We start from the raw sequence: 23,763 nt of genomic DNA on the forward strand, positions 1-23,763 counted from the left end.
AGACCTAGCGTGAGGGCAGAATCTGCCAAGGATCGGCCGAGATCGGTCGTGGAGCGGCCGGGGACCCGTCGGGATGCGTCGGGATGCGTCGGGAAACCGTCGAAGAGTGGTCGAGGACGTGCGAAGGAGTGGACGACGTGGACGCCGTGGATTTCCAGATCATCCGCGAGTTGCAGGCGGACGGCCGCCTCTCCAACCAGGACCTCGCCGACCGGATCCGGCTCTCCCCGTCACCCTGCCTGCGCCGGGTGCGGCGCCTGGAGGAGGCGGGCCTGATCCGCGGCTACACGGCGGTGGTGGACCAGGTCACCTTCGGCCTGCCGATCACCGTCTTCGTACGGATCCGGCTCGAGCGTCACACGCGCGAGATCGTCGACGTCTTCGAGGACCACGTCGGCCGGATCGAGCACATCCAGGACTGCTATCTGATGGCGGGCAGCAGCGACTATCTGCTCCGGGTCGTGATCGAGAACCTGGAGGCGTACGAGTCCCTGGTGCGCCACCGGATCCACGCCATCCCGGGCATCGCCTCGATCGAGTCCAGCTTCGCCTACGGCAGCGTGAAGCAGTCCAAGATCTACCCGCGCCCGGCCTGAGACCCTGAGGCCTCGGGCGGGCGCGGGGGACGTTCTCAAGGGCCTGTCAGAGGCCGAACTCCTGCGGGGACACGCCGAGCGCCGCGCACGCCTCGCGCAGAACCTGCTCCTCGGCCGGGGCGACGTAGCCGTCCGCGCCGGCGACGACGAAGCCGGTCTGCACGACCGCCTTCGCCTCCACGGGCTTCTTCGCCGCCTTGGCGATCTCCTGCAGCGCCTCGGCCTTGCCCTGCTGGAAGTTGTACGTCAGCTGGTCGACGTGCTTGTTGAACCGCTGCCGCAGCTGGTCCGGCGGGAAGTTCTTCAGGACGTCGTTCTGCAGGATCAGCGACTCCACGTGCTGGCGCTCGGCCGGGTCGACGGACCCGTCGGCCGCCGCGACCAGCGCGCACATGGCCATGCTGGCGTCCCGGTACGCGCCGCTCTTGAGCTCCGTCTTGAGGGAGGCGAGCTGGGTCTTGAGGACGCCCACGAGCTGCGCCTTCGACCCCCCGCCCGCTCCCGGACCAGGCCGCGCCGTGCCGCCGGCGCCGGAACCGCGTGCTCCCTGCGCCTGCTGCTGCAGCCCCTTGGCCTGGTCCTTGATCCGGTCCCACATCGCCATCCGTGCCACCTCGCGTACGCGTTCGCTCCTCCGCGCGAGTACCGCGCGGTCCCCCTGAGAACTCCGGCGCACGCCCGCGAGTTCCCCGCCCGGGCGTGACGCGCGGAGTGGGACGGAAGGGAACGGTCACTTCGGCATCAGGACGGTGTCGACGATGTGGACGTTGGCGTTCCGGGTCGGGACGTCGCCGCAGACGATCTTGGCGGTGTCGTTGACGACGAAGGCGTCGCCGGAGCCGTCGGTCGTCACGGTGCCGCCCTGGAGCGTCTTGAACGAGCCGTCGGAAAGGTCGCCCTTGTCGACCTTCTCGCCCACGACGTGGTAGGTGAGGATCTTGGTGAGCTGCTCCTTGTCGGCGAGGACCTTGTCCAGGTCGGCCTTCGGGATCTTGGCGAAGGCGTCGTTCGTCGGCGCGAAGACGGTGATGTCCTCGGCGTTGTTCAGGGTGTCGACGAGTCCGGCGGCCTTGACGGCCGAGACGAGCGTGGACAGCTCCGGGTTGTTCGACGCGGCGGTCGCCACCGGGTCGTCGGCCATGCCGTCGAGGCTGCCCTCGCCCTGGGCCGGTACCGCGGCACAGCCCGGACCGAACGGCCCGTCCGTCTCCGCGGCGACGGCCTGCGGGGCGAGTACGCCCAGCAGCACCGGGAGTGAGAAGGCGGCCGCGGCGGCTGCCGCGCGGCCCCTGAGGTGGGTGGGGCGTGTGGGATGGGTGGGATGCGAGGTGTTCATGGTCTTCCTCCTGCCGGTCCCCCGGAAGGTATTCGGCGCGACACCCCCTGTCGGATGAGCCTCCGTCGAGGCACCTTCCGGCACGCGCATCGCTTGTGCGTCGGACGGTCGTAGAGTGGACGCATGGGTGAGCCGGTGACCGGTATGACGACGGGGGCCGTGGCGCGACGCCTCGGGGTCTCCCCCACCACGCTGCGGTCCTGGGACCAGCGGTACGGCATCGGCCCGGCGGCGCACGAGGACGGCCGCCACCGGCGCTGGTCGCCGACGGACGTCGCCGTGCTCGAGGCGATGTGCCGGCTCACCACGTCCGGCGTGCCCCCCGCCGAGGCCGCCCGCCTGGCCCTGACGGGCGCCGGGACCGGGACCGGCATAGCGCCCGACGCCGAAGCAGGGCTCCGGAACGAGCCGCCCACGCCCGCCGCCGGGTCCGGCGACGAGCCGCCGGCCACCCCCGTCCATCAGGTGTTCCGGGGGCTTGCCCGGGCCGCGGTACGACTCGACAGCCCGGCCCTGGACACGCTGCTGCGCGACCTGCTGGCCGCGCACGGACTCGTCACCTCCTGGGAGGAGGTCATGGGGCCCACGCTGCACGCCGTCGGCCGCAAGTGGGAGTCGTCGGGCGACCGGTACGTCGAGGTCGAGCACCTGCTCTCCTGGCACATCTCCACGGCCCTGCGCCGCATGTCCGACACCGTCGACGCCCGCCGTGGCGACTTCCCACCGGTCCTGCTCGCCTGCGTTCCCGGCGAACAACACACCCTCCCCCTGGAGGCCCTGACGGCAGGTCTGGCCGAACAGTCCCTGCCTACCCGGATGTTCGGCGCCTCCGTGCCCGCCGAAGCTCTCGACTCGGCCGTCCGGCGGCTCGGCCCCACGGCCGTCGTCCTCTGGTCCCAGTCCCGCTCCACCGCCGCCCACGCCCTGGCCCGGCACGTCGCCGACACCTCGTTCGGCGTCCGAGGCGCCCGCACCCACCCCTTGGTGCTCCTCGCCGGTCCCGGCTGGGCCGGCAGGACGCCGGCTCCGGGCATGCTCCGCCCCGCCGGCCTGCGCGAGGCGCTCGGCCTCCTCACTCAGCGGTACGCGAGCCTGCCTCAGCTCTGATCCGGGCGGAGCATCAGCTCTGATCCAGGCGGAGGCGGAGCCTCTGGAGGCCGCGGCGGGCGTGGCTCTTGACCGTGCCCAGGGGCATCCCGGTGCGGTGCGCGATCTGTGTCTGCGTCAGGCCGCCGAAGAACGCGAGGGTCAGGACGTCCCGTTGGACGCTCGGGAGCCTGGCGAGTTCGCCGGTGACCACGATCCGGTCGAGCAGCTGGTCGGCCCCGTCGACCGGTGCGCGGTGCGGGGCGAGCGCGGCGCCCGCGGCGGCGACGAGAGCGGTCCTGCGGGTCCGGGCCGAGAGGGCGTCGGCGATCTTCCGCCGGGCGATGCCGACCAGCCAGGCCGGGACGGGCCCGCGCTCGGGACGGTAGCCGTGGCGCCCCCGCCAGGCGGCGAGGAAGACCTGCTGCGTGATGTCCTCCGCCTCGCGCGCGTCGCCGACCGTCCGCTGGGCGAGCGCGTGGACGAGGCCGCCCCAGCGCCGGTACGCCAGGGCCAGGCACTCCTCGTCGCCCCGGGCGAGCCCGGCGCCGATCTCCGCGTCCGTCGGCTGCGCCGTGAGGGCTGTGAGGGCTGTGGTCATGACGATCCTCCTCCGCTTCCGGCCCCCTCAGGTTCCGGCGAACGGAAGCGGCGACGCAAAACGCATCGCTTGTGCGTCGTTTTGCGCTCCTTGGACCGGTCGGGCGTCGTCGGCCGTCCTCAGTCGAGCTCGCGGGCGCGGCGGAACCGCGCCAGGCCGTCCGCGAGCCCCACGACGGGCTCCGGATAGTCGCCCGACGCCCTCTCGTGCGGGCCGAGTTTCCACGGTTCGTGGATCGACGGGGCATCCAGGTCGGCGAGTTCGGGGACCCAGCGGCGGACGTAGGCGCCGTCGGGGTCGTACTTCCTCGCCTGGAGAACGGGGTTGAGGACCCGGTTGGGCCGGGTGTCCGTGCCGGTGCCCGCGACCCACTGCCAGTTGAGCTGGTTGTTCGCGACATCGCCGTCGACGAGGAGCCCGAGGAAATGGCGGGCGCCGAGCCGCCAGTCGAGGTAGAGCGTCTTGGTGAGGAAGGAGGCAGCGAGCAGCCGGCCGCGGTTGTGCATCCAGCCCTCGTACGCGAGTTGGCGCATGGCCGCGTCGACCAGGGGGTAGCCCGTCCGGCCCTCCTGCCAGGCGCGGAGATCCGCCTCGGCCCCCTTGCCGTGGCGCCAGCGGTCGTGCCGCGGCCGGTAGTCCTCCGTGGCGGTCTCCGGGCGGGCGTTCAGGACCTGGTGGTGGAAGTCCCGCCAGCACACCTGCCGTACGAACGCCTCCGCGCCCGCGCCTCCCGCGGCCCTGGCCTTGTGCACCACCTCGGCCGCGGAGAGGGCGCCGAAGTGCAGGTACGGGGAGAGCCGGGAGGTCGCGTCCCCGGCGAGGTCGTCGTGCCGGTCCTGGTACCCGTCGACCTGCCGGGCCATCCACGCCGTCAGCCGCTCGCGCCCCGCGCGTTCGCCGCCGACGGCAAGGCCCTCGGACACGGACGGGACGTCGGCCCGCGAGGGCACCGCCTCCGACCGCACACCGGCGGGCACCCGAACCGTCCTGGGCGCGGGAGCCGGGGAGCGCAGCGGCACGCCCGACCAGCGCCGGTAGTACGGCGTGAACAGGGCGTAGTGGTCCGCTCCGCCCGCCGGGGTGACCTCCCCCGCGGGCAGCACGGTGATCACGCCGTCGTGGACGTACAGCCGACGCCCGTCGGACTCCAGGGCGCGGCGCAGCCGCCGCTCCCGCTCGCGGGCGAAGGCGCTGTACCCCGCCGCCATGTGCACCTCGTCCGCGTCGACCTCCCGGACCAGGGCGCGGACCTCGGCCACCGTGTCGCCGTGCCGGACGACGAGCCGGCCGCCGCGGGCGCGCAGCCCGGCGTCGAGGTCGGTGAGGCAGTCGGCGAGGAAGGCCAGCCGGTTGGGCGCGGCGAAGCCTGCCCGGTCCACGGCGGGGTCCCGTACGAACAACGGCACCACCTCGGGCGCCGTTTCCAGGGCGGCCCGCAGGGGTGGGTGGTCGTGGAGGCGGAGGTCGGAGGTGAACAGGACGACCGAGGGGTTCATGGCACCGTTCCTGGCTGTTGTCGCGCGTGCACTGCGCTTCTTCTTCGCCCCGGGCCCCCACACGGATGCGCCGACGGCTAAAGCCGCCGCTCGACGGCCTCCTCGACAGCTTTCCGACCACCCTCCCCAGTGCCTTCCGCAGTGCTTTCCTCGGCCGTACGGGCGATCCTGCGGGCCATGCCGCCGAAGACGACCGCGTGGAAGGGGGCGACGCTCCACCAGTAGAGCTGCCCGGAGAGACCGCGCGGGTGGAAGAGGGCGCGCTGCCGGTACCGGGACCGGCCGTCGCCGTCGCGCTCCGCGTACATCTCCAGCCAGGCCTTGCCAGGAAGCCGCATCTCCGCCCGGAGCCTGAGCATGCTCCCCCGCTCGATCTCCTCCACGCGCCAGAAGTCCAGGGCGTCGCCGACGCGCAGCCGGGCGGCGTCGCGGCGTCCTCGGCGCAGGCCGGCCCCGCCGAGGACGCGGTCGAGCCACCCGCGTACGGCCCAGGCGAGCGGGAACGAGTACCAGCCGTTCTGCCCGCCGATCCCCTCGATGACCCGCCAGAGGGCCTCGGGGTCGGCCTCGACGTCCCGTTCCCGTTCGTCGGTGTACAGGCTGCCGCCCGCCCAGTCGGGGTCCGTGGGCAGCGGGTCGCTGGGGGCGCCGGGCAGCGAGGCCGAGGACCAGCGGGTGACGACCTGGGCGTCGCGTACGCGCTGGAGGGCGAGGGCGAGGGCCCGGTCGAAGGACAGGGGCGCGCCCGGCGGGTCGGGCACGTGGCGGGCGATGTCGTGCTCGGCGCACACGACCTCGTACCGGAGGGACTCGGCGAGGGGCCGGGCGAGCGCGGCGGGTACGGGCGTGACCAGGCCGATCCAGTGGCTGGACAGACCCGGGGTGAGCATGGGCACCGGCAGGATCAGCCGTCGGGGCAGCCGGGCGACCTGGGCGTACCGCTCCATCATTTCCCGGTACGTGAGGACGTCGGGCCCGCCGATGTCGAAGGTCCGGTTGACGTCGGCGGGCATGCGGGCGCTGCCGACGAGGTAGCGCAGGACGTCGCGGACGGCGATGGGCTGGACCCGGGTGCTGACCCAGCTGGGGGTGACCATGACGGGGAGGCGTTCGGTGAGGTAGCGGAGCATCTCGAAGGAGGCGGAGCCGGAACCCACCACGACGGCGGCCCGCAGGACGGTCGTCGGCACCCCGGACGCGAGCAGGATCCGGCCGACCTCGGCGCGGGAGCGCAGGTGCGTGGAGAGTTCGTCGTCCGGGATCCCGACGGGGGTGAGGCCGCCGAGGTACACGATGCGGCGGATCCCGGCGGCCCGGGCCTCCTCGGCGAAGGTACGGGCGGCGAGGCGGTCCGTCTCCTCGAAGTCCCGCCCGGAGCTCATCGAGTGCACGAGGTAGTACGCGACCTCCACGTCGCGCAAGGCGGGCCGCAGACTGTCCGCGTCCCTGACGTCGCCCCGGACCACCTCGACGCGGTCCGCCCACGGGTGGTCGCGGAGATGGGCGGGCGTGCGGGCCAGACAGCGGACGTCGTACCCGGCGTCGAGCAACTCGGGCACGAGCCGCCCGCCGATGTACCCACCCGGGCCGGTGACCAGGCACTTCATGAACGACCGCCTCTTTCCCTCAGCTCCGGACGAGGACGACACACGATGTTCCGCACACGGTGTTCTGCCTCGGCGGCCCTACCGGATGCGGACCTGGGTCGCGAACGTCCGGTACGCCTCCTCGTCGAAGAGGACGAACCTGACCTCCTCGACGGCGGTCTTCGTGCTCCGTACCGTCTCGATCGCGATGCGGGCGCCGTCGTCCATGGGCCAGCCGTAGATGCCCGTCGAGATGGCGGGGAAGGCGACGGTACGGGCGCCCAGTTCGTCCGCCACGCGGAGCGACTCGCGGTAGCAGGAGGCGAGCTGGTCCGAGCGGTCCTCGTCGCGGGACCAGACCGGGCCGACCGTGTGGATCACCCAGCGCGCGTCGAGCCGGCCGGCCGTCGTGGCGACGGCCTGGCCGGTGGGGAGGCCCTTGCCGTAGTGGCCGGCGCGCAGCGCGCGGCATTCCGCCAGGATCTCGGGGCCGCCCCTGCGGTGGATCGCGCCGTCGACGCCGCCTCCGCCGAGGAGGGAGGAGTTCGCGGCGTTGACGACGGCGTCGGCGTCCTGGTCCGTGATGTCGCCGAAGACGAGGACGAGGCCCGGATGTGTGGTCATACGGTCATCATCTCCCGGTCGTCGCCCGCGATCGCGGTCATTTCCCTGTCGTCGCCCGGCCTCGCCCGTCTCGCCCCGTCATCGCCGCGTCATCGCCCCGTCGCCCGGAGCCTGCGCCAGACCGCCTTCGCCGCGTTGTGCCCGGACATGCCGTGCACGCCCGGGCCCGGCGGGGTCGCGGAGGAGCAGAGGAACACGGCCGGGTGCGGGGTCGCGTACGGGAAGAGGGAGAGCTTGGGGCGCAACAGCAGTTGGAGTCCGCGCGCCGCGCCGCAGGCGATGTCGCCGCCCACGTAGTTGACGTTGCGGGCGGCCAGTTCCGCCGGGCCCGCCGTGGCGCGGGCCAGGACGCGGTCGCGGAAGCCGGGCGCGAAACGCTCGATCTGGCGCTCGATGGCGTCCGTGAGGTCGCCGTCCCAGCCGTTGGGCACATGGCCGTACGCCCAGAAGACGTGCTTGCCCTCGGGGGCGCGGCCGGGGTCGACGAGGCTGGGCTGGGCGGTGATGAGGAACGGTGTCCGGGGGGCCGTGCCGGAGGAGGCCTGGCGCAGGGCGGTGCCGATCTCCCCGCTGGTGGGCCCGATCTGGACGGTGCCGGCCTGGCGGGCCTCCTCGGCCGTCCAGGGCACGGGGCCGTCGAGCGCGTAGTCGATCTTGAAGGCGGCGGCGCCGTACCGGTAGTGGTCGTAGTAGCCGCCGAAGCCGGCGATCCGGGCGAGGGCGGTGGGTGAGGTGTCGAAGACGTACGCGCGGGCCGGCGGAAGGTCGTCGAGCCGCTTGACCTCGTAGTCGGTGTGGACCGCGCCGCCCAGGTCCTTCAGGTACGCGGCGAGGGCGTCCGAGATCGACTGGGAGCCGCCCCGGGGCAGCGGCCAGCCGCCCTCGTGCGCGGCGAGCGCGAAGACGAGGCCGACCGCCGAGGTGGCGAACCCGTCGAGCGGGGCGATGACATGGCCGACGAGGCCGGAGAACAGGGCGCGCGCCTTCTCGTCCTGGAAGCGGCGGGTGAGCCAGGTCGACGGGCGCAGCCCGTCGAGGCCGAACCGGGCCAGCGTGACCGGGTCCCGGGGCAGCGCGGTGAGCGGCAGGGACATGAAGTCCCGTGTCAGGGTGTCCCACTTGCCGAGGTACGGGGCGACCAGGCGGCGGTACGTGCCGGCGTCGCGCGGCCCGAAGGAGGCGGCGGTCTCGGCGACGGAGCGGGAGAGGACGGCGGCGGTGCCGTCGTCCCACGGGTGTGCCATGGGCAGCCGGGGCTGCAGCCATTCAAGTCCGTACCGGTCGAGCGGCATCGTCTTGAAGACGGGCGAGCCGATCCCGAGCGGGTGCACGGCGGAGCAGGGGTCGTGGCGGAAGCCGGGGAGGGTCAGCTCCTCGGTTCTGGCGCCACCCCCGACGGTGGGTTTAGCTTCGAACACGGCGACGGAGAAGCCCCGTCGGGCGAGTTCCACGGCGGCGGTCAGTCCGTTGGGCCCCGCCCCCACGACGACAGCATCGAGCATCGACGGCACCTTGGACTCCTTCGTCAGTCAGCCGATGGCCAAGACTCCCAGGATATTCCGGCGCGTCGGCGCGCTTCACCGACCCCTGAGCAGTGTCCGGATCCGCTCGGCGGTGGCCTGGTCGCGCGCCGCGGTGAACGGCAGCGCGTTGCCTCCGGTGATACGGAACGGCTCGCCCGCGACGGTCGTGTCCGCGCCGCCCGCCTCGGCCACCAGGAGCAGTCCTGCCGCGTGGTCCCAGGCGTACTCCCAGGAGAAGGCGGTGGCGTCGAGGAGGCCCCGGGCCACGGCCAGGTATTCGAGTCCGGCGGAGCCGCAGGGACGCGGCCGTACGCCCTCGACGTTCAGGCGGAGCAGGGCGGCCTTCTCGCTGTCGGTGGTGTAGTCGGGGTGGGAGGAGGCGACTTCGAGGTCGGCCCCGGGGGTCGGCGAACCGGACCGTATCGGCGCGCCGTTGAGCGTCGCGCCGCGTCCGCGGACGGCGATCGCCATCTCGTCGAGCGCGGGGGCGTACGTCCAGGAGGCGAGGAGTTCGCCGCGGACCGCGAGGGCGACGAGGGTGCAGAATCCGGCCTCGCCGCGCACGAACTGGCGGGTGCCGTCGACGGGGTCCACGATCCACACGGGGGCGTCGCCCTGGATCGCTTCGTACACCGTCGGGTCGGCGTGGACGGCCTCCTCGCCGACGACCACGGAGCCGGGAAGGAGGGCCGTGAGGGAGGCGGTGAGGTGCTCCTCGGCGGCCCGGTCGGCGACCGTCACGAGGTCGTGCGGCCCGTTCTTCTCGTCGATCTCGTGGGCGGCGAGCTGCCGGAAGCGGGGCATGATCTCGGCGGCGGCGGCCTTGCGGACCGCCTCTTCCACCTCGGTCGTGCCACCGGCGAGGACGTGCTCGAGGAACTCTTCGGTCATGCGTCCAGTCACTGCAGTCATGCCTCCAGCTAAGCACGGCGGTCTGACACCCGAAGCGTCGCCTTCGTAACCCTCCGTTCACCCACGGAGTGTGCTTTGGACCGGTTCACCCCTTAGTGGCCTCACACACGGCGGGCGAGCGGTCCGCGGGGCAGGCCGCGTCCCGCGCCAGCAGGCACTCCTCCAGGAATCCCAGCGCCCGCAGGTGGTAGGTGCGGGCGGCCCAGCCGAGGCTGATGTTGTGTCCGGCGTTCGGCTGGAGCTCCACGGTCACCTTCGCCGCGGACAGGGGTGCTCTGAGCGCCGCGACGGCCTCGTCGTCGAAGCGCCACCACTGTTCCTGCTCGGCGAAGGTGAACCTGACCGGGACCGTGACCCGGGCGGCGATGTCCGGGTACAGGCGGGGCCACAGGGGGCCCTCCTGCGCCTCCATGACGGGCACCGGCGACACCAGCGCGCGGCCGAGCCGGAACGCGTCGGGCGGATAGAACCGCAGGGGGCCCCAGTGCCGGCGCCAGTCGCCGTGGCCGTCCAGGCCGGGCAGCCGGTGGGTGTCCACGGCCAGGGTGGTGCCGAGCCCGGAGATGTCCAGGCCCACGAGCGGGCGGGTGGAGTCGGCCGCGGCGGCCAGGGCGAGCTTGCCGCCGTTGGAGTGCGCCACCAGGAAGAAGCCGGCACCGGTGGCGTGGGTGGAGGCGAAGTCGGTGAGCGCGGCGTGCAGGGTCGCCGCCTGCCGGCGGACCGTCTGCCCTTCGGGCAGGTACGGGGCGGACGCCCGGTACCCGGGCCGGTCCACCGCCAGGACGGAGTAGCCGAGCCGGGCGCCCAGTTCGAGCAGGGAGAGGCCGGGCGTGGCCCGGCTGTCGAAGTAGCCGGCGCTCATGCCGCCGCCGTGGATGGCCACCACCACCGCGCGCGGTGGGCCGGCCGGCTCGGCGAGCAGGGCGGACAGCGGAACGCCCGCGGCGTCGAGCGTGATACTGCGGATCTCCGGGGCGCCGGCCCCGGCCGCTGCCTCCGGCGCCCCCGAGCACGGGGCGGCAGGGCGGAGCCCCCGCACCTGGTCCGGTGCGTCGTCAGCGGTGGATTGCATGGTTTCTCCCTCGGACCGAGCGGTTACTCGACGTGGCCAGTCAAGCGGCCCGACCGGGCGGTCCGCCCTCTTCCCGGGCATGAGTGAGCCGTGTCCACCCGGTTCCCACCCCGGCCCGGAGGCTGGGGGTGGGACCGGACGGACACGGCTTGGGTCTGTCGTCGGGCCTCAGGGGCCGTTCAGACGGTCTTGACGCCCTTGTCGTCGGCCTCCTCGTCCGCGTCCACCTCGACGGCGGCCGTGTCCCGCAGCTCGACCTCCTTGACCAGGCAGGAGACGACGACCGCGACGAGGGCGAGCCCGGTCGCGAGGAGGAACACGCTGCCGGTGCCGTCGGCGGCGGCCTCCTGGTAGACGCGCTGGACGTTCTCGGGCAGTTCGGCGAGCTTGGCCGGGTCGATCTGCGGCTTGCCCTCGCCGGCGTGCGCGCCCCCGGCGAGGCCGCTGAGGGCGTCGCCGATCGTGGTGGCGAAGACGGCGCCCATGACGGAGATGCCGACCGAGCCGCCGATCGTACGGGACAGGGTGGCGGTCGACGCGGCGACGCCCAGGTCCTTGGCCTCGACGCTCTGGATGGAGACGAGGATCGCCGTCTGCATCATGCAGGCCGTGCCGCAGCCCACCAGGACCATGGCGGTGCCGGAGTAGAACGACGAGGTGTCGGCGGTCATGCGGGCGAGCATCAGCATGCCCGCGGCGGACAGCGCACCGCCCGCGACCATGACCGCCTTGTAGCGTCCGGTGGCCGTGATGAGGCGTCCCACCGTCATGTTGGTGGCCATCATGGCGATGAAGGTCGGCAGCAGGAGCAGACCGGCGTTGCTCGCCGAGGCGCCCCCGGCGACCTGGAGGAACAGCGGCAGGAAGGTCATCAGGGCGAACATCAGGGCGCCCACGAGCAGACCGTTGATCTGGACGAGGGAGAAGTTCGCGTTGCGGAACAGGCCGAGCGGCAGCACGGGCTCCTGCGCCCGGCGTTCGACCAGCACGAAGAGGACCGCGGCGACCGCGCCCGCGCCGATCAGACCGAGGATCACGAGCGAGGCCCAGGAGTGCTCGGTGCCGCCCCAGGCGCTGACGAGGACGACCGCGCTGATGGCCACGGCGAGCAGCACGACGCCCGGGTAGTCGATGCGGGCCTCGGAGCGGTGCTTGGGCAGCTTCAGGACGGAGCTGACCATGAAGAGGGCGAGCAGCCCGAGGGGGACGTTGATGTAGAAGCACCAGCGCCAGCCCAGGGTGTCGGTCACCAGGCCGCCCACGAGCGGCCCCGCGGCCATCGTCACGCCCATCGCGGCGGCGACCAGGCCTTGGTAGCGGCCCTGCTCACGGGGCGGTACCACGGTGCTGATGATGGCCAGCGCCCCGACCATCAGACCGCCCGCGCCCAGCCCTTGCACACCGCGGAAGGCGATCAGCTGCCCCATGGACTGGGAGAGCCCCGCCAGTACGGAGCCGATGAGGAACACCACGATCGAGACGAGGTAGACGCCCTTGCGCCCGTACATGTCGCCCAGCTTGCCCCAGACGGGCGTGGAGACGGCGCTGGCGAGCGCGTACGCGGTGACGACCCAGCTCAGCTGGCCGAGGCCGCCCAACTCCCCCACGATGGTGGCCATCGCCGTGCCGAGGACGAGGTTGTCCAGCGTCGCCAGCATCATGGCTATCAGCACGGAGCCGACGATGACGTAGAGCTTGCGGATCTGCGCCTTGCTCAAGCGGGTGTCGGTCGGGGCTGCTTCTTCGGACATGCTTCACCTCTGGTGGGGTCACGCGGGCTGTTGCTGATGTTTCGTCAGTCGACGTTGTCGGGCCGGGGGGCGCGGTCGTGGTGGTCCCATGTCAGGGACTCGAGATCCGCCACGAGGTCGTGGGGGGCGGGGGCCTTCAGGTACTCCTCGTGCAACTGCCGGGTGCCCTCGCGGAATCGGGGCTCCTCCAGGAGCCGCGCGAGGCGCTCCCGGAGGGCGTCCGCGCTGAACATCGCGGGGTCGATGGTCTCTCCGGCGCCGCGTTCGCGCAGGTGGCGGGCGTTGGTGGGCTCTTCCCAGAAGGGCATGGGCACGATGAGCTGAAGGACCTGGTGGGCGACGGCGGCGTTGAAGGTCCCGGTGCCGCCGTGGTGGATGACCGCCGTGCAGGTCGGCAGGAGCAGGTCCAGGGGGACGTAGTCGATGAGCCGTACGTTGTCCGGCAGGGCGACATCGGCGGGCCACTGTCCGGGCTCGAGGGTGACGAGCAGTTCGATGTCCAGGGCGGACAGTTCGGTCACCGCGTCCGTCAGGGAGACGCCCGTCTCCGCGAAGAGCTGCCGGCCGCGGCCGCCCACGCCGAGGGTCAGGCAGACCCGGGGCCTGGAGGGGCGCTCGTCCAGCCAGGGCGGCGGCGTCGCGGCCCCGTGGTAGGGCAGTTGGCGCATCGGCAGGGTCGGTAGGCCGGTGGTCAGCCGCAGTCCGTCGAGGCCCGGGTCGATCGTCCACTGGCCCAGCAGCAGTTCGTCGTCGTAGGCGAGTCCGTACTTCTCGAGCAGGGGCTCCATGAGCCTGGCGAGGATCTCGTCGGGGCCGTCGTGGCCGGCCTGCTCCCGGGCCCTGGCGCGCAGCCACGCGACGTTGTCCTGGCCCCACAGGCACCGCACGTGGGCGGCGCCGACGAGGCGGGCCGCGAGGGCGGCGGGAACGCAGAAGGGGTCCCAGACGACCAGGTCGGGCTGCCAGGACCGGCAGACCGCGACGAGGTCGTCCAGGGCGTGACCGAAGACGGAGAGGCTGCGGACGGTGCGCAGCCAGGTGGTCTCCCAGTCGTCCGCGTTCTCGGTGTCGAGGGTGAGTCCCGCGTCGAGCTCCTCCAGGAGGCTCGGGTCCTTGCTGAGCTCGACGACGTGCCGCAGCGGTTCGACATCGCCGACGGGCACGGTGCTCAGCCCGGCGGCGCCGACCGTCTCCGCGATGCCGGCGTGGGTGGCGACGCGCACCTCGTGCCCTGCGGCCCGCAGGGCCCAGGCCAGCGGGACGACCGGGTGGACGTGCGCCGTCGCCGGGAATATCACGAACAGGACTCTCACTGACGCCTCCGCGGGGTTGTGGCAGAAAGCCGGCGGCCGAACCAGGGAACAACTTGAACTCGGGTTGAAGTCAACGGCCGGCGGACCTGCGGATCGCGTCCAGCAGGTGCGCCTGCCGCAAGGACGTGTCGTCCGGTGTCGCGCCGGAGCGGACGGCCCGGGCGAACGCCGCGACCGTCGCCGCGACCTGGTCCTCGGCGGGCAGTCGCAGCGTCCGGGTGTCGGTTCCCCGGCTGAGCCGTACTTCGGGGTGGTGATCGGCGGGCGGGGTGAACACCCGGTCGACGCTGAGCGTGCCTTCACTGCCCCAGAACGCGTAGCCGGAGCGGTAGGCGTGGTCGAGACCGAAGGCCAGTTGGACCGCGACGCCCTCGGGTGTGCTGAGGAGCGCCGTGCCCGCGGTGTCCACCTCCTGGCCGGGGCCCCGGGTGAGGACGGCGCCCCGGACGGTCAGCGCGTCGCCCAGCAGGTGCTGGGCCGCGCGGACCGGGTAGACGCCGGTGTCCCAGAGGGCGCCGCCGCCGAGGTCGGCGCGGTAGCGGATGTCGCCGTCGGCCAGCCGGGGTACGGCGAAGGCGGCGCTGAACCCCCGCAGCTCGCCGATGGCACCGTCGGCGAGGAGCTTCCGTACCGCGTCGTGCTGTCCGTGGTGGACGAACATGACGTTCTCGGTCAGGTACAGGCCCGACCGTCGGGCCAGGGTGAGCAGGCGCTCGGTGGCGGCCGGGTCGGTGGTCAGCGGCTTCTCGGCGAGGACGTGCCGGCCGGCCCGCAGGGCCGCCTCCGTCCACCGTTCGTGCAGCGCCGCGGGCAGCGGAACGTACACGGCGTCGATGTCGTCGCGGTCCAGGAGCTCCTGGTAGCCGCGGACGGGGCGGGCGCCGTACGGCGCGGCCGTCTCGCGCGCCCTGTCCCCGTCGCGGCTGGCGACCGCGGCGAGCTCGACCCCCTCCGTCGCGGCGATCGCGGGGAGCATGCGGCGCCGGGCGATGTCCGCGCAGCCCAGGACCCCGATGCGCAGGACTCCGGTCATCCGCGGCCCGCCGTCGCGTTGAGGCAGGCGAGGAGGGTGCGGGCCTGCACGTTGACGTAGTGGCCGTGCCGGACGAGGGAGGTGAGCTGCCCCGGTGTGACCCAGCGGTAGCCGGGCGGCGGGTCGAGCGGCACCCGGGGATCGTCGTCGGCGTCCACGAGGAGGTAGCGGCTCTCGGCGTTGAGGAACCGGCCGCCTTCCTCGGAGTGCGTGGCCTCGTAGCGGATGCGCCACGCGGGGGTGTCGAGCACCAGGTCGAGGAAGGGCGGGCGCTGGTCGCCCGGCAGGTGGGTGAGGTTGTCGGGGGTGTACTGGACGGTGGGGCCGAGTTCGATCGTGTCGAGGAAGCCGCCCTCGACCCGGGCGTGGGCGAGGACGTGCCGTACGCCCCCGATGTCACGGGTCAGGAAGGCCGTGACGCCGAGGCCGCGGGGCTCGAACAGGGGCTGGGTCCAGCCGGACACCTCCCGGCTGCCGGCCCGCACGTCGAGGGCGATGACGCGGAAGTAGCGGCCGTCCTCGTGGTCGATGGACGACGGGCCGCGGTGCCACCCGTGCACCTCGGCGAGCGGGATGCGTTCGGCGTGGACGTCGTGGCGGGCCCGCTCGGCGGTGAACCAGGACAGCAGGTCGGTGTCGCTGTGCAGGGCCCCGGGCTCGTCGTGCGGGAGCGGCGCGCAGGCCAGGACCGTACGCGAGTCCATGTTGATCACGTTGTCCCGGTGCAGGAGTTCGCCGATCTGACCGAGGGTCAGCCAGCAGAAGTCGTCGTCGAGGGGCACGTCCTCGTCCGTCTCGACGATCATGTTGCGGTTGCTCTTGTGGAAGAACCACGAACCGTGCTCCGACTGCAGGACGTCGGCGATGACGCGGCCCCGGTCCGGCCGGACGAAGTGGTCGATGTACTTCACGTCGGCGCCCTTGTGCACCTTGGTGTAGTTGCTCCGGGTGGCCTGGACCGTGGGCGAGAGCTGCAGCAGGTTGCGGTTGCCGGGCTCCATCTTGGCCTGCATCAGGAAGTGCAGGACTCCGTCGAACTCCTTGACGAGGAGGCCGAGGATGCCCACCTCCGGCTGCTTGATGATGGGCTGGCGCCACTCGGGGTAGGGCTCCTCGCCCGTGCGTACGTGCAGCCCCTCGACGGTGAAGAAGCGTCCGCTGCGGTGTCCGAGGTTGCCGGTGGTCTCATCGAACGCCCAGCCGTCCAGGTCGGCGAAGGGGATGCGGTCGACCCGGAACTTGTGGGCGCGGCGGCGGCCGTCCAGCCAGTCGGCGAAGTCCTCGGTGCGCAGCCGGGCGCCTGCCGTGGTGGCGGCGGACCGGGCGATCCGTGCGGCCACGCCGGCGTCCTCGCGGGCGTTCAGGACGGGGCTGGGAAGCGTCATGCTCATGCGCGGGCCCCCACGAACTCCTTGACCGAGGAGATGACGTAGTCGAGCATCTCGTCGGTCAGCCCCGGATAGACGCCCACCCAGAAGGTGTGCTCGGTGATGATGTCGCTGTTGGTGAGGTCGCCGACGACGCGGTGCGGCTGGTCGATGTAGGCGGGGTGCCGGGTGAGGTTGCCCGCGAAGAGCCGGCGGGTGCCTATCTTCCGGTTCTCCAGGAAGTCGACGAGCTCGGAGCGGTGGAAGGGCGCCTGCGGGTCGACCGTGATGACGAAGCCGAACCAGCTGGGGTCGCTGCCCGGGGTCGGCTCGGGGAGCACCAGGTGCGGCACGCCGTCGAGCCCCTCGCGCAGGCGGCGCCAGTTGCGGCGGCGGGCCTCGATGAAGCCGTCGAGCTTGGTGAGCTGCGTCAGGCCCAGGGCCGCCTGCAGGTCGGTGGCCTTCAGGTTGTACCCGACGTGGGAGAAGATGTACTTGTGGTCGTAGCCCTGGGGCAGGGTGCCCATCTGGTAGTCGAACCGCTTGAAGCACGTGTTGTTCTTGCCCGGTTCGCACCAGCAGTCGCGTCCCCAGTCGCGCAGTGACTCCACGACCCGCGCCAGCTTCAGGTCGCTGGTGACGACGATGCCGCCCTCGCCCATGGTGAGGTGGTGCGCGGGGTAGAAGCTGACGGTGGTCAGGTCGCCGAAGGTGCCGGTACGCCGGCCCTGGTAGGTGGAGCCGACCGCGTCGCAGTTGTCCTCGACGAGGAACAGGTCGTGCTCCTGGGCGAGCTGGGCGATCTCGGCCACCTCGAAGGGGTTGCCGAGCGCGTGCGCGATCATGATGGCCCTGGTCTTGGGCCCGATGGCCCGGGCGACCCGTTCGGCCGTCGTGTTGTACGTGCCGAGCTCCACGTCGACGAAGACGGGCACCAGGCCGTTCTGGACGATGGGGTTGACCGTGGTCGGGAAGCCGGCGGCCACCGTGATCACCTCGTCGCCGCGGCGCAGCCGGCGCTCCCCGAGGGTGTGGGAGGTCAGCGCGGTGAGGGCGAGCAGGTTGGCGGAGGAGCCGGAGTTGGTGAGGTGGGCCTTGCGGCGGCCGAGGAGCTTGGCGAAGGCCGACTCGAACTTCTTGGAGGCCGGTCCGGCCGCGATCCTCAGGTCGAGGGCGGCCTCGACGAGGGCGGCCCGGTCGTCCTCGTCGAGCACGGCGCCGGAGGGCCAGATCTCGGTGACGCCGGGCACGAAGCCGCCGGTCGGCTGGACGTCGTGGTGGTACTTGCGGGTGGCGTCCAGGACCTCAGACTTGTACTGGCTCATGCTCAGGCTCCTTCGGCGTCGGCGGGGCGGTGCTTGACCGCCTTCCACCAGTTGGGGTTGTCCCGGTACCAGGCGACGGTGTCGGCCAGGCCGTCCTCGAAGGAGATGGCCGGGGCGTAGCCCAGTTCCTCGCGGATCTTGGTCTCGTCGAGGGCGTAGCGCAGGTCGTGGCCCTTGCGGTCCGGCACCCGGCGCACCATCGACGGCTCGGCGTCCAGCAGGGTGAGGAGACGCTCGGTGATCTGCAGGTTGGTCTGCTCGTTGCCGCCGCCGACGTTGTAGATCTCGCCGGCCCGGCCGCCGGTGAGGACGAGCTGGATGGCCCGGCAGTGGTCGTCGACGTGCAGCCACTCGCGGATGTTGCGTCCGTCGCCGTAGAGCGGGACCTGCTCGCCCTCCAGGAGGTTGGTGACGAACAGCGGGATCAGCTTCTCGGGGTGCTGGTACGGGCCGTAGTTGTTGGAGCAGCGGGTGATGGAGACGTTCAGGCCGTGGGTGCGCCAGTAGGAGCGGGCGATCAGGTCGGACGAGGCCTTGGACGCCGCGTAGGGCGAGTTGGGCAGCAGCGGCCACTCCTCGGTCCAGGCGCCCTCGGGGATCGAGCCGTACACCTCGTCGGTGGAGACGTGCACGACGCGCTCCACGCCGGTGGCGAGGCAGGCGTCGAGCACCGACTGGGTGCCGCCGACGTTGGTACGGATGAATTCGGCCGCCGCGTGCAGCGAGCGGTCGACGTGGGACTCGGCGGCGAAGTGGACGACGGCGTCGTGGCCCGGCAGGACCTCGCGCAGCAGTCCCGCGTCGCAGATGTCGCCCTCGACGAAGGTGAGACGGGGGTGGGACTCGGGGAGGTTGGCCCGGTTGCCCGCGTAGGTGAGCCGGTCGAGGACCGTGACCTCGGCGTCCTCGAAGCCGGGGTGGTCCCCGTCGAGCATCGTGCGTGTGTAGTGCGAGCCGATGAATCCGGCCCCGCCTGTGACCAGTACCTTCATGCTGCCACCTCGATTCGGGTGTGGTCGCCCACCACCATCCGGTGGTAGGTGCCGACGTCGTCGCCGCCTGTGTCGACGGTCGCGTTCCGGCCGATGATCGATCCCTGGATGCCGGGAACCTTGGAGATCGTGGCGCCGTCGAGGACGATGGAGTCGCGGATGCGGGTGTCGCGCAGGGTGCAGTCCTTGCCGATGGCGGTGTCCGGGCCGATGTAGGAGTCCTCTATGACGCAGCCCGCGCCGACGACGGCCGGTCCCTCGATGCGGGAGCGCACGACGCGCGCGCCGGCCTCGATGCGTACCTGACCGATCAGTTCGCTGGCCTCGTCGGCCTCGCCGAGAAGGGCAGGGCGCAGGCTGGCGAGCAGGTGGCGGTTGCACTCCAGCACGTCGTCGGCGCGGCCGGTGTCCTTCCAGTAGCCCTGGTACTCGCTGGCCTTGATCTCGGCTCCGTCCTCCAGGAGCCACTGGATGGCGTCGGTGATCTCCAGCTCCCCGCGGGCGCTGGGCGTGATGGACGCGACGGCCCGGTGGATGTCGGGCGTGAAGAAGTACACGCCGATCAGGGCGAGGTCGCTCTTGGGCTCCCGCGGCTTCTCCACCAGGCGTACGACCCGGCCCTCGCTGTCCAGTTCGGCCACGCCGAAGGCCCTCGGGTCCTCCACCTTGTGCACCACGATCTGGGCCGCGGGCCGGCCGGTACGGAACTCCTCGGCGATGGACGCCGTGCCCTCGGGCAGCATGTTGTCGCCCAGGTACATGACGAAGTCGTCGTCGCCGAGGAAGGGCTCGGCAAGGGCGACGCAGTGGGCGAGGCCCAGCGGCGCGTCCTGCGGGATGTAGGTGACCCGCACACCGAGCCGGCTGCCGTCGCCGATCGCCTCCGCGATCTCCGAGGCCCAGGCACTGTTGACGATGACGCCGATGTCGGTGACGCCCAAGTTCCTGATGTCGTCGAGCACATGCTCGAGGACGGGCTTGTTGGCGATCGGGATGAGCTGTTTGGGCATGGAGTAGCTGAACGGCCGCAATCGCGTGCCGGATCCGCCTGACAACACCAGTGCCTTCATGGACTAGTTCTCCTCACCATGTCTGGAAAGAAATGCGCGTGGCCGCCTCATCGGGCGGCCACGGGGCGGCAAAGGGGTGCGTGTCTGTCATTCGGTTACCGTGAAGTCATGACCTCCGTTTCCTGGAAAGCGCAAGAACTCACTGTCGGTGAATTGGCCGAGCGCAGCGGGGTCGCCACCTCGGCGCTGCGCTACTACGAGCGGCACGGGCTGATCATCAGCCGGAGGACGACGGGAAATCAGCGCCGCTACAGCCGCGACACGCTCCGGCGGGTCGCCTTCATCCGGGCCTCGCAGCGGGTCGGTATCTCGCTCGAGACCATTCGCGAAGTGCTGGGGCTGCTGCCCGACAACCGGACGCCCACCGAAGAGGACTGGGCGATGGTGTCCCACTGCTGGCACAAGGATCTCAACACGCGCATCAGGCAGTTGGAGGAGCTGCGGGACGAGCTCAGCAACTGCATCGGCTGCGGCTGTCTGTCGCTGAAGCGGTGCGCGCTGGCCAACCCCGAGGACGTGTACGGCCGGAACGCGACGGGGCCGGCCCGGCTCACGTCCTGACGACGCGGAGGCGGGAACCGGCCGGGTGTCGTACCCGGCCGGTTCCCGCCTCCAACGCGCTTGTGGATGAACGTACTTCTGAAGGAACGTGCCTGTGAGGGAACGTGCCTCTGATGGAGCGCGCTTCTGAAGAAGCGCGCTTCTCGGCGATCAGCCCGGGTAGGGGCGGGCGCCGCGGCCCTCGCGCAGCACGGTGGCCCACCAGTCGAGCTGGGCCAGCATCCGCTTGGCGGCGGAGGCGCACTCGCCCTCGTCGGTGGCCTCGCCCTGCTCGTCGAAGAGCTCCCAGGCGTTGTGGAAGCTCATCGCGTCGCGCACGGTGACCGAGTGCAGTTCGGCGATGACCTGCCGCAGGTGCTCGGCGGCCCGGATGCCGCCGCCCTGGCCGCCGTAGGAGACGAGGCCGAAGGCCTTGGCGCCCCACTCGGCCCGGAACCAGTCCAGGACGTTCTTCAGGGCGGCGGGGAAGCTGTGGTTGTACTCGGGGGTGACCAGGACGAACGCGTCGGCCTCGGCCAGACGTCCGGAGATCTCCGCCTGGACGGCGGCCGTCGCGGCGTCCGGCTGACCGCCGAAGTCCGGCATCACCATCGGCAGGGAGTGCTCGGCAAGGTCCACGACGTCGACCTCGAACCGGCCGAACTGGCGCGCCTCCTCGGCGAACCACTTGGCCACGGGCAGGCCGAAGCGTCCCTCGCGGACGCTTCCGACGACGATGACAAGGCGCAGCGGCTTTTCCGACATCTCAATCTCCTTGAGCGTTTCTGAACTGTCTCTCGGCAACACGTAGAGCTTCGTAGTTGAACGTGGGTTTAAGTCAAGCGCTGGTCCGGACTCCTTCGTGAGAGCGTGGAAATCCGGTCCGGTGGCGCGCGGTCAGCGCCTCCAGGACCGGGACGGTGTCCCGCGGACTGGGGATGGCCAGCACCTCCTCGTGGAGTGCCGCGGCCCCGTCCCGGAAGCCGGGGTCCGCCAGGAGCCGGGTGAGCGCCTGCCGCACCGCCCCTGGCGTCAGCTCCGCCGGGCCGAGGGCGAGGCCGGCGCCGCGGTCGGCCACGTAGCGGGCCAGCGCCGGCTCGTCCCACTTGGGTACGGGGACGATCAGCTGAGGTACCCGGTGCGCCGCCGCCGCGGCGTAGGTGCCCGCTCCGCCGTGGTGGATGATCGCCGAGCAGGTCGGCAGCAGCAGATCGAGCGGTACGTAGTCGACGGCCCGGACGTTGGCCGGCAGGCTGCCCGCCGTGGCGAGCTCCGCCGCGGTGAGGGTCGCGACGATGTCGACGTCCAGGTCGCCGACTTCGGCGAGCAGATCGGCCACGGACACCTCGCCGTTCCCGGTGCCCGGGCCCCGCAGCCGTCCGGTCACCCCCAGCGACAGACACACCCGGGGGCGCTCGGGCGCCTCGCGCAGCCAGGCGGGGAGCGCGGCGGCCCCGTTGTACGGGATGCGGCGGACGGGCACGCGCGGGTGGTCCACCGGCAGCTGCATCGGCGTCGGCGTGAGGTCGATGCTCCACTGCCCCAGGAGGAACTCCTCCTCGTAGGTGTGGCCGTAGCGCTCCAGCATCGGCTCCAGCCAGGCCGTCAGCGGGTCGGCCTCGGCGGGCGCGCCCGGCGCGGTTCCGCGTCGCGGCTCCCGCAGGGACTGCGCTCGGATCCAGCCCACGTGGTCCCGGCCCCACAGGAAGCGGGCGTGTGCGGCGCCGGCCTCGCGGGCGGCGATCGCCGCCGGGAAGCACAGGGTGTCCCAGACGACCAGGTCGGGGCGGAACGAGCGGGCGTGGTCGACGAGGAGGTCGACGTAGGGGCGATGGCCGGCCGGGAGGCCTTCGACCGGGTAGGTCATGGCGAACTGGGTGGCCATGCAGTGGCGGTTCCACTTCCAGCCGGCGGCGCCGTCGGGGGTCGTCCCGTCGTTCGGCCCGACGTTCGTCCCCTCGATCGTCTCGTCGTACGTCTCGTCCACGGCCAGGGCGTGCGGGCTGAGTTCGGGCGTGCGGCCTGCCTTGCGGGCGGCGACGAGCGGGGCCAGGTCCGCCCGGTCCCCCAGCGCCGTGGCGGGCAGGCCCGCGGATCTGATCAGCTCCGCCACGTCGTCGTCCGTCATGCCGAACTGGCTGACCACCTCGACCTCGTGGCCGGCGCCCTGCAGCGCCCAGGCCAGCGGGACGATGTCGTAGAAGTGGGCTCTCAGCGGAAACGCCACGAGCATGACGCGCATCGGGAGTACTCCTTGTGCGGGGGCGGGGTGTCAGGTGCGGGCCGGCCGTGCGGCCAGCCGTTCCAGGACCGGAACGACGTCGCCGGGTGCGGGCGTCGTGAGCGACTCCTCGTGGAGCACGGCGGCGCCGCGGCGGAAGCTCTCCTCGCCGAGCAGGCGCCGCAGGTCCTCGCGGAACGTGTCGGTGGAGAACTCGGAGCTCGGCCGGTGGATTCCGGCGCCCTGCCGGTGGACGTGGCGGGCGGTCGCCAGCTCGGCCCAGAACGGCAGCGGGACGACCAGCTGGGGAACCTCGTGCGCCACGGCCGTGGCGAACGTCCCGCCGCCGCCGTGGTGGACGACCGCGGCGCACGTCGGCAGCAGCCGGTCGAGCGGGACGTAGCCGGTCGTCCGCACATGGGGCGGGATGTCGGTCAGCTCGGCCACCTGGCCGTCGTCGAGGGTGGCGACGAGCTCGATGTCCAGGTCCGCGACCGCGTCCAGGAGCGCGGGCAGCGTGACCCCGGTCTCCCGGAAGAACTGCCGTCCGCGGCCGCCGAGTCCCAGGGTGAAGCAGACCCTGGGTTTGGCCGGCCGGTCGGCCAACCAGGCGGGGTGGTGGCCGACGCCGTTGTAGGGCACCCGGCGTACGGGGATGCGGCGCACGTCGGTCGGCAGGGCCATGCCCGGCGGCATCAGGTCGAGGGTGAACCGGCCCAGCAGGAACTCCTCGCGGAACTCCAGGCCGTACGGCGCGAGCAGCGGCTTCATGAGCGCGGCCAGCGGGTCGTCCGCGTCCTGGGCGGCGAGGGACCGCTGCCGGAGCCATCCGATGTTGTCCTGGCCCCACAGGTAGCGGACGTGGGTGGCGCCGACGAGGTGCGCGGCGATCGCCCCCGGCAGGCAGAAGGTGTCCCAGACGACCAGGTCGGGACGCCAGCCGCGGGCGAAGGCGACCAGGTCGTCGAGGACGGCAGGGTAGAGGGACAGCACGTTGCACACGTGCCGCCACTTCTCCCGCCAGTCGCCGGGATCCTCGGTGTCCAGGGCGAGGTTGGCGGTGAGCTGGTCGAGCCGTTCGGGGTGGCGGCTCAGCTCGACCACGGGCCGCAGGTCGTCCGGCGCGCCGACGGGTACGGCGGTGAGCCCGGTGGACGTGACGGTGCCGACCATGTCCGGGTGCATGGCGACGCGGACCTCGTGGCCCGCGCTCTGCAGCGCGCGGGCCAGCGGGACGACGGGATGGAGGTGGGCTGCCGACGGGAAGACGGCGAAGAGGACGCGCAAGGGTCTCTCCTGTACATGGGGTGCGGGGCGGG

22 protein-coding genes are annotated in these 23,763 nt (G+C 72.1%); 3 read left to right on the forward strand and 19 right to left on the reverse strand.

The window, feature by feature from the left end; translation table 11 throughout:
• Positions 1 to 137 precede the first annotated feature (137 nt).
• Positions 138 to 596, forward strand: coding sequence for an Lrp/AsnC family transcriptional regulator (locus tag ACWCO8_RS01130; protein ID WP_362002346.1), 459 nt, complete (start codon positions 138 to 140; stop codon positions 594 to 596).
• 46 nt (positions 597 to 642) lie between these two features.
• On the opposite strand, the gene ACWCO8_RS01135 is transcribed toward ACWCO8_RS01130, so the two are convergent.
• Together ACWCO8_RS01135 and ACWCO8_RS01140 are read right to left on the reverse strand one after the other, a co-directional pair.
• Positions 643 to 1,200 (reverse strand): tellurite resistance TerB family protein, encoded by a 558-nt coding sequence (locus ACWCO8_RS01135; protein WP_451030325.1) that lies wholly within the window; start codon positions 1,198 to 1,200, stop codon positions 643 to 645.
• Between the two features lie 126 nt (positions 1,201 to 1,326).
• Positions 1,327 to 1,932, reverse strand: a complete 606-nt coding sequence (locus tag ACWCO8_RS01140) for a fasciclin domain-containing protein (protein ID WP_451030326.1) — start codon at positions 1,930 to 1,932, stop codon at positions 1,327 to 1,329.
• A gap of 123 nt (positions 1,933 to 2,055) precedes the next feature.
• Here ACWCO8_RS01140 and ACWCO8_RS01145 point away from each other — a divergent pair, with 123 nt between their 5' ends.
• Positions 2,056 to 3,039, forward strand: coding sequence for a MerR family transcriptional regulator (locus ACWCO8_RS01145; protein ID WP_451030327.1), 984 nt, complete (start codon positions 2,056 to 2,058; stop codon positions 3,037 to 3,039).
• A gap of 13 nt (positions 3,040 to 3,052) precedes the next feature.
• On the opposite strand, the gene ACWCO8_RS01150 is transcribed toward ACWCO8_RS01145, so the two are convergent.
• The 14 genes from ACWCO8_RS01150 to ACWCO8_RS01215 all read right to left on the reverse strand — a co-directional run bounded on the left by ACWCO8_RS01150 (position 3,053) and on the right by ACWCO8_RS01215 (position 19,683).
• The gene (locus ACWCO8_RS01150) at positions 3,053 to 3,619 is read right to left on the reverse strand and encodes a sigma-70 family RNA polymerase sigma factor (RefSeq protein ID WP_451030328.1); all 567 of its coding nucleotides are present in this window, start codon (positions 3,617 to 3,619) and stop codon (positions 3,053 to 3,055) included.
• 119 nt (positions 3,620 to 3,738) lie between these two features.
• Positions 3,739 to 5,115 carry a cryptochrome/photolyase family protein gene (locus tag ACWCO8_RS01155; protein WP_451030329.1) on the reverse strand — a complete coding sequence of 459 codons (1,377 nt, stop codon included), beginning with the start codon at positions 5,113 to 5,115 and terminating at the stop codon, positions 3,739 to 3,741.
• A 77-nt stretch (positions 5,116 to 5,192) separates the two neighbouring features.
• The gene (locus ACWCO8_RS01160) at positions 5,193 to 6,722 is read right to left on the reverse strand and encodes an SDR family oxidoreductase (RefSeq protein ID WP_451030330.1); all 1,530 of its coding nucleotides are present in this window, start codon (positions 6,720 to 6,722) and stop codon (positions 5,193 to 5,195) included.
• A gap of 78 nt (positions 6,723 to 6,800) precedes the next feature.
• Positions 6,801 to 7,325 (reverse strand): O-acetyl-ADP-ribose deacetylase, encoded by a 525-nt coding sequence (locus ACWCO8_RS01165; RefSeq protein ID WP_451030331.1) that lies wholly within the window; start codon positions 7,323 to 7,325, stop codon positions 6,801 to 6,803.
• Between the two features lie 89 nt (positions 7,326 to 7,414).
• The gene (locus ACWCO8_RS01170) at positions 7,415 to 8,827 is read right to left on the reverse strand and encodes a phytoene desaturase family protein (protein ID WP_451030332.1); all 1,413 of its coding nucleotides are present in this window, start codon (positions 8,825 to 8,827) and stop codon (positions 7,415 to 7,417) included.
• Between the two features lie 75 nt (positions 8,828 to 8,902).
• On the reverse strand, positions 8,903 to 9,739 hold the full coding sequence (locus ACWCO8_RS01175) for an inositol monophosphatase family protein (protein WP_451030333.1): 837 nt from the start codon (positions 9,737 to 9,739) through the stop codon (positions 8,903 to 8,905).
• Positions 9,740 to 9,845: 106 nt separating this feature from the next.
• A complete protein-coding gene (locus tag ACWCO8_RS01180; RefSeq protein ID WP_451030334.1) occupies positions 9,846 to 10,832 on the reverse strand; it encodes an alpha/beta hydrolase in 987 nt (328 codons plus the stop codon).
• Positions 10,833 to 11,011: 179 nt separating this feature from the next.
• Complete coding sequence (locus ACWCO8_RS01185; RefSeq protein WP_451030335.1) at positions 11,012 to 12,583, reverse strand: MDR family MFS transporter; 1,572 nt, start codon at positions 12,581 to 12,583, stop codon at positions 11,012 to 11,014.
• A gap of 44 nt (positions 12,584 to 12,627) precedes the next feature.
• The gene (locus ACWCO8_RS01190; protein ID WP_451030336.1) at positions 12,628 to 13,881 is read right to left on the reverse strand and encodes a nucleotide disphospho-sugar-binding domain-containing protein; all 1,254 of its coding nucleotides are present in this window, start codon (positions 13,879 to 13,881) and stop codon (positions 12,628 to 12,630) included.
• An 85-nt stretch (positions 13,882 to 13,966) separates the two neighbouring features.
• On the reverse strand, positions 13,967 to 14,929 hold the full coding sequence (locus tag ACWCO8_RS01195) for a Gfo/Idh/MocA family protein (protein ID WP_451030337.1): 963 nt from the start codon (positions 14,927 to 14,929) through the stop codon (positions 13,967 to 13,969).
• On the reverse strand, positions 14,926 to 16,320 hold the full coding sequence (locus ACWCO8_RS01200) for an NDP-hexose 2,3-dehydratase family protein (RefSeq protein ID WP_451030338.1): 1,395 nt from the start codon (positions 16,318 to 16,320) through the stop codon (positions 14,926 to 14,928). The genes ACWCO8_RS01195 and ACWCO8_RS01200 overlap by 4 nt, the downstream gene beginning before the upstream one ends.
• Positions 16,317 to 17,621 carry a lipopolysaccharide biosynthesis protein RfbH gene (gene rfbH, locus ACWCO8_RS01205; RefSeq protein ID WP_362017335.1) on the reverse strand — a complete coding sequence of 435 codons (1,305 nt, stop codon included), beginning with the start codon at positions 17,619 to 17,621 and terminating at the stop codon, positions 16,317 to 16,319. Before rfbH ends, ACWCO8_RS01200 begins: the two co-directional genes overlap by 4 nt.
• A gap of 2 nt (positions 17,622 to 17,623) precedes the next feature.
• Positions 17,624 to 18,613, reverse strand: coding sequence for a dTDP-glucose 4,6-dehydratase (rfbB, locus tag ACWCO8_RS01210; RefSeq protein ID WP_362017337.1), 990 nt, complete (start codon positions 18,611 to 18,613; stop codon positions 17,624 to 17,626).
• Positions 18,610 to 19,683, reverse strand: a complete 1,074-nt coding sequence (locus ACWCO8_RS01215; protein ID WP_451030339.1) for a glucose-1-phosphate thymidylyltransferase — start codon at positions 19,681 to 19,683, stop codon at positions 18,610 to 18,612. The genes rfbB and ACWCO8_RS01215 overlap by 4 nt, the downstream gene beginning before the upstream one ends.
• Before the next feature lie 108 nt (positions 19,684 to 19,791).
• On the opposite strand from ACWCO8_RS01215, the gene soxR reads away from it, so the two are divergent.
• A complete protein-coding gene (gene soxR, locus ACWCO8_RS01220) occupies positions 19,792 to 20,244 on the forward strand; it encodes a redox-sensitive transcriptional activator SoxR (protein ID WP_362017341.1) in 453 nt (150 codons plus the stop codon).
• A gap of 150 nt (positions 20,245 to 20,394) precedes the next feature.
• Here soxR and ACWCO8_RS01225 read toward each other — a convergent pair whose 3' ends face one another.
• The 3 genes from ACWCO8_RS01225 to ACWCO8_RS01235 all read right to left on the reverse strand — a co-directional run bounded on the left by ACWCO8_RS01225 (position 20,395) and on the right by ACWCO8_RS01235 (position 23,731).
• Positions 20,395 to 20,988, reverse strand: coding sequence for an NADPH-dependent FMN reductase (locus ACWCO8_RS01225; RefSeq protein ID WP_451030340.1), 594 nt, complete (start codon positions 20,986 to 20,988; stop codon positions 20,395 to 20,397).
• Between the two features lie 73 nt (positions 20,989 to 21,061).
• A complete protein-coding gene (locus ACWCO8_RS01230) occupies positions 21,062 to 22,465 on the reverse strand; it encodes a nucleotide disphospho-sugar-binding domain-containing protein (RefSeq protein WP_451030341.1) in 1,404 nt (467 codons plus the stop codon).
• Positions 22,466 to 22,495: 30 nt separating this feature from the next.
• The gene (locus ACWCO8_RS01235) at positions 22,496 to 23,731 is read right to left on the reverse strand and encodes a nucleotide disphospho-sugar-binding domain-containing protein (RefSeq protein ID WP_451030342.1); all 1,236 of its coding nucleotides are present in this window, start codon (positions 23,729 to 23,731) and stop codon (positions 22,496 to 22,498) included.
• Positions 23,732 to 23,763: the final 32 nt, after the last annotated feature.

The organism is Streptomyces sp. NPDC001927 (genome assembly GCF_053594455.1).

What these genes read in the sequence shown, in the direction of transcription:
- ACWCO8_RS01135 (WP_451030325.1), bottom strand. Translation starts at nt 1,200, where the DNA reads ATGGCGATGTGGGACCGGATCAAGGACCAGGCCAAGGGGCTGCAGCAG.
- ACWCO8_RS01140 (WP_451030326.1), bottom strand. Translation starts at nt 1,932, where the DNA reads ATGAACACCTCGCATCCCACCCATCCCACACGCCCCACCCACCTCAGG.
- ACWCO8_RS01145 (WP_451030327.1), top strand. Translation starts at nt 2,056, where the DNA reads ATGGGTGAGCCGGTGACCGGTATGACGACGGGGGCCGTGGCGCGACGC.
- ACWCO8_RS01150 (WP_451030328.1), bottom strand. Translation starts at nt 3,619, where the DNA reads ATGACCACAGCCCTCACAGCCCTCACGGCGCAGCCGACGGACGCGGAG.
- ACWCO8_RS01155 (WP_451030329.1), bottom strand. Translation starts at nt 5,115, where the DNA reads ATGAACCCCTCGGTCGTCCTGTTCACCTCCGACCTCCGCCTCCACGAC.
- ACWCO8_RS01160 (WP_451030330.1), bottom strand. Translation starts at nt 6,722, where the DNA reads ATGAAGTGCCTGGTCACCGGCCCGGGTGGGTACATCGGCGGGCGGCTC.
- ACWCO8_RS01165 (WP_451030331.1), bottom strand. Translation starts at nt 7,325, where the DNA reads ATGACCACACATCCGGGCCTCGTCCTCGTCTTCGGCGACATCACGGAC.
- ACWCO8_RS01170 (WP_451030332.1), bottom strand. Translation starts at nt 8,827, where the DNA reads ATGCTCGATGCTGTCGTCGTGGGGGCGGGGCCCAACGGACTGACCGCC.
- ACWCO8_RS01175 (WP_451030333.1), bottom strand. Translation starts at nt 9,739, where the DNA reads ATGACCGAAGAGTTCCTCGAGCACGTCCTCGCCGGTGGCACGACCGAG.
- ACWCO8_RS01180 (WP_451030334.1), bottom strand. Translation starts at nt 10,832, where the DNA reads ATGCAATCCACCGCTGACGACGCACCGGACCAGGTGCGGGGGCTCCGC.
- ACWCO8_RS01185 (WP_451030335.1), bottom strand. Translation starts at nt 12,583, where the DNA reads ATGTCCGAAGAAGCAGCCCCGACCGACACCCGCTTGAGCAAGGCGCAG.
- ACWCO8_RS01195 (WP_451030337.1), bottom strand. Translation starts at nt 14,929, where the DNA reads ATGACCGGAGTCCTGCGCATCGGGGTCCTGGGCTGCGCGGACATCGCC.
- ACWCO8_RS01200 (WP_451030338.1), bottom strand. Translation starts at nt 16,320, where the DNA reads ATGAGCATGACGCTTCCCAGCCCCGTCCTGAACGCCCGCGAGGACGCC.
- rfbH (WP_362017335.1), bottom strand. Translation starts at nt 17,621, where the DNA reads ATGAGCCAGTACAAGTCTGAGGTCCTGGACGCCACCCGCAAGTACCAC.
- rfbB (WP_362017337.1), bottom strand. Translation starts at nt 18,613, where the DNA reads ATGAAGGTACTGGTCACAGGCGGGGCCGGATTCATCGGCTCGCACTAC.
- ACWCO8_RS01215 (WP_451030339.1), bottom strand. Translation starts at nt 19,683, where the DNA reads ATGAAGGCACTGGTGTTGTCAGGCGGATCCGGCACGCGATTGCGGCCG.
- soxR (WP_362017341.1), top strand. Translation starts at nt 19,792, where the DNA reads ATGACCTCCGTTTCCTGGAAAGCGCAAGAACTCACTGTCGGTGAATTG.
- ACWCO8_RS01225 (WP_451030340.1), bottom strand. Translation starts at nt 20,988, where the DNA reads ATGTCGGAAAAGCCGCTGCGCCTTGTCATCGTCGTCGGAAGCGTCCGC.
- ACWCO8_RS01230 (WP_451030341.1), bottom strand. Translation starts at nt 22,465, where the DNA reads ATGCGCGTCATGCTCGTGGCGTTTCCGCTGAGAGCCCACTTCTACGAC.